The sequence below is a fragment of the Frankia sp. CcCS3 genome, assembly GCF_977927575.1.
The window spans coordinates 1-2,994 of sequence record NZ_CDWRCL010000142.1 but is presented as its reverse complement, the minus strand read 5'-3'; the positions used below and the strand labels follow the sequence as shown (position 1 = coordinate 2,994).

The 2,994-nt window shown below is 69.4% G+C and carries 4 protein-coding genes and 1 pseudogene; 3 read left to right on the top strand and 2 right to left on the bottom strand.

What is annotated here, in order from left to right; translation table 11 throughout:
* A pseudogene (locus AC08OQ_RS13025) lies at positions 1-291 on the top strand (hypothetical protein); the annotation flags it as partial.
* A gap of 41 nt (positions 292-332) precedes the next feature.
* Positions 333-1,355, top strand: a complete 1,023-nt coding sequence (locus AC08OQ_RS13020; RefSeq protein WP_476602359.1) for a tyrosinase family protein — start codon at positions 333-335, stop codon at positions 1,353-1,355.
* A 155-nt stretch (positions 1,356-1,510) separates the two neighbouring features.
* On the opposite strand, the gene AC08OQ_RS13015 is transcribed toward AC08OQ_RS13020, so the two are convergent.
* Complete coding sequence (locus AC08OQ_RS13015; protein ID WP_476612076.1) at positions 1,511-1,870, bottom strand: class I SAM-dependent methyltransferase; 360 nt, start codon at positions 1,868-1,870, stop codon at positions 1,511-1,513.
* Entirely contained in the window at positions 1,816-2,418 is a 603-nt protein-coding gene (locus AC08OQ_RS13010) for a methyltransferase (protein WP_476602361.1), read from the bottom strand. Before AC08OQ_RS13010 ends, AC08OQ_RS13015 begins: the two co-directional genes overlap by 55 nt.
* Before the next feature lie 363 nt (positions 2,419-2,781).
* On the opposite strand from AC08OQ_RS13010, the gene AC08OQ_RS13005 reads away from it, so the two are divergent.
* The coding region (locus tag AC08OQ_RS13005; RefSeq protein WP_476612075.1) for a hypothetical protein at positions 2,782-2,994 on the top strand (213 nt) is incomplete at its 3' end.

The window sequence follows — 2,994 nt, the reverse complement described above, 5'->3', positions numbered from 1 at the left end:
CGACTCCATGGCGACCCGGCCCGCAGTATCCGCGAGGACGACTTCGACGGTCACCACGTCGTCATCACGACCACCTACGAGATCACCGTCGACGGCCGGCCATTGAACGTCCACATTGGGGTTTCCAACGACGGCACGGCACACTGCCACAGCCTGCCCAACTATCAGATCCCCTCGGTCGTCGACCTGGTACACCTGATCATCACCGCCTTCCCCGAGGAGTTCTCCCCCCGGCGCCTCGGGCGACGACCACGGCCCGCACGGCGGTCCGGGCGAGCACCATCACCATGACGCCCACGGCGCCCACGGCGAGCTCCCGGAAGGGGCATGACATGGCGGTCGTCCGGCGCGACATCCTTCTCGACCACGACGCGAGAAAGGCCTACATTCGCGGAATCAAGCTCCTCAAACACGAACCTACGACGCTGCGCACGAATCAGTTCGGCCTCCCCGGTCCGAGCCGACCGGTACGGACCTACGACCTGTTCGTCATCTGGCATGTCATCGCGATGAACACCCCCGTCCCCCCGGGAGGGTCACCGAGCAACCGCAACGCCGCGCACGCCGGCCCCGTCTTCCTGCCCTGGCACCGAGTCATGCTTGGCTGGCTGGAAGTGCACCTCCAGCGCGTTCTCGGCGACCCGAACTTCGGGCTGCCGTACTGGGACTGGGCGCGCGACGGGACACCCTCCGCTCCCGGCACGGCACCGAACCCCGCTGCTTCGGCGCTGTGGCGGAACACCCCGGACGGTTTCGGGGGCCAGGGCACCCCGATCCCCGGCGGTGCGTTCTTCTTCGACCCCGCCGACCCGACCAGCTTCCGGGTACGGATCTCCACCAGCAGCAGCGGCGCGCTCCAGCAGGTTACCGAACGCGGCGTGCGGCGGAGATTCGGCAGCGCCACGTTCGGATCGTCGATCCTGCCGAGCAACGCCGACCTCACCGCAGCCTTCGACACCGTCGCCGATCCGACACTCGCGAGCTACGACGAGGCTCCCTTCAACGTGAGTTCGCGGGGGTTCCGCAACCGTCTCGAAGGCTTCATCGGCACCGGACTGCACAACCAGGTCCACCGCTGGGTCGGCGGGGGCAGGGACATGTCGCTGGCGTCGTCCCCCAACGACCCGGTCTTCTTCGTGCACCACTGCAACGTCGACCGCGTCTGGGAGGGTTGGATGCGGCGTCACGGCCGCGTGTACCAGCCGGACATGACCGCCCCGGCAAGCCTCCTCGGCCATCGGATCGACGACCCGCTGGTCTCCCCGTTCGCCCCGTCGAGCATGTCGAGCACGCCGGCGACCCCCCGCAGCGTGCTCGACATGACCGGCACCTACACCTACGACGTCCTGCCCTGAAACATCTCCTGTTGACCGACGAACAGGTCCCGTTGAACGACGAGCAGGTCCCGGGGATTCACCGAGGACGGCTTCGGTCCATCTGCATCCATTGCATCCGGCTGCATCCGGCTGCCCGCGGCCTTTCCGCGGGCAGCCGCGGACGAGGGCTGGGCCTACCCGACTGACGGCGGCTGTCCGGATGCCGCGCCCATCGCGGACACGGGAGCCGCGGCCGGCCTGGTCGCGATGACGACGGTGGCGTTCAGGTCGGCGGAACCGGCGACCGTGGGGATCAGGCCGGCCTGGGCGGTGGCTTCGACGATCGACGCTGCCTGCCGCTCGCCGGTCTCGACCAGCAGGTGACCGCCCGGGGCCAGCCACCGCGGCGCCTCGGCGGCCACCCGCCGCAGAACATCGAGCCCGTCCGCCCCGCCGTCGAGCGCCACCCGCGGCTCGTGCTCGCGAGCCTCCAGCGGCATCAGCTCAATCGCGTCGGTGGGTACATAGGGGGCGTTCGCGGCCAGCAGGTCCACGTGGCCCCGTAGGACGGCTGGCAGCGGCTCGTAAAGATCACCCTCGTAGACCCGGCCACCGGCGGAGGCGAGGTTGCGGCGGGCGCACCGCACCGCACCGCGGCCGGTTCGACGTCGGCGGCGTGCACCTCGATCCCGGGCAGGGCCGCCACCAGCGCGACCCCCACCGCCCCCGAGCCACAGCACAGATCGACGACGGTGACCGGCCGGGACCGGTCGGCGACCCGTTCGACCGCCTGATCGACGAGGAACTCCGTGCGGCGGCGGGGCACGAAGACCCCGGGGTCCACGGCTATCCGCAGGCCGTGGAACTCCGCCCAGCCGAGCACGTGTTCCAAGGGCAGGCCGGCGACGCGCCGCTGCACCATCGCAGCGAGTTCGCCCGGGGTCCGGGCCGCATCGACGAGCAGCCGCGCCTCGTCCTCGGCGAAGACGCAGCCGGCGGCCCGCAGCCTCGTGACGACGACGGACCGCGGCAGGGGCGAAGATGGTGAGGAAGACGGGCGAGAAGAGGGGAGAAAGGAAGAAGAAGGGCCGGATGTCGACACGGGAAGCCTTTCGGGATGCCGAAGGGCACCCTCCCGATCGCCTACTTCGAGCGAACCGCGCGACCGCGGGAGGAGAGCACCCACCCTGACACAGCGGAAATGGGTCTCACCTCCTCAAGACGATCGTCTGTGGCAACGGCCATCCTACCCGAGCTATCTGATCCGGATCGCCGCGGGCCGTCACCCCGGCGAACGGAAGATCCGCTCACCCCCCCCCCCGGCGGGCCTCACCTCGATCGTCCGTGCACTCACGTTCATGCGCTCCATGCCCTCTCCACGCCCTGCGGTCACCGCTGGCTGGTCGGTCGCGGCTGACCGGTAGCGTTGACTGGTCAGGCTTTCCGGGAGAGAGCGGCAATACAAATGCGTACGTTCTACGAGATCGAGCAGCAGGAAGAGTTCAAGGCCGGGCAGGAGCTGCTGGTCCACCGGTGCGAGACATGGGCGCGGGCGCGAGGATTGCCAGCGAATCCGCTGGTCCTGGAGGCCGCGCTGGATTCGCGGCAGCTGAGCACCGACGGGCGGCTGGCATTGTGGACACCTGCTCATGTGCGTCGGTTCCTCCTAGTACTCCAA

Bases quoted from the DNA above. Each gene is read 5' to 3' on its own strand.
- AC08OQ_RS13020 (WP_476602359.1), top strand. From the start codon at position 333: ATGGCGGTCGTCCGGCGCGACATCCTTCTCGACCACGACGCGAGAAAG.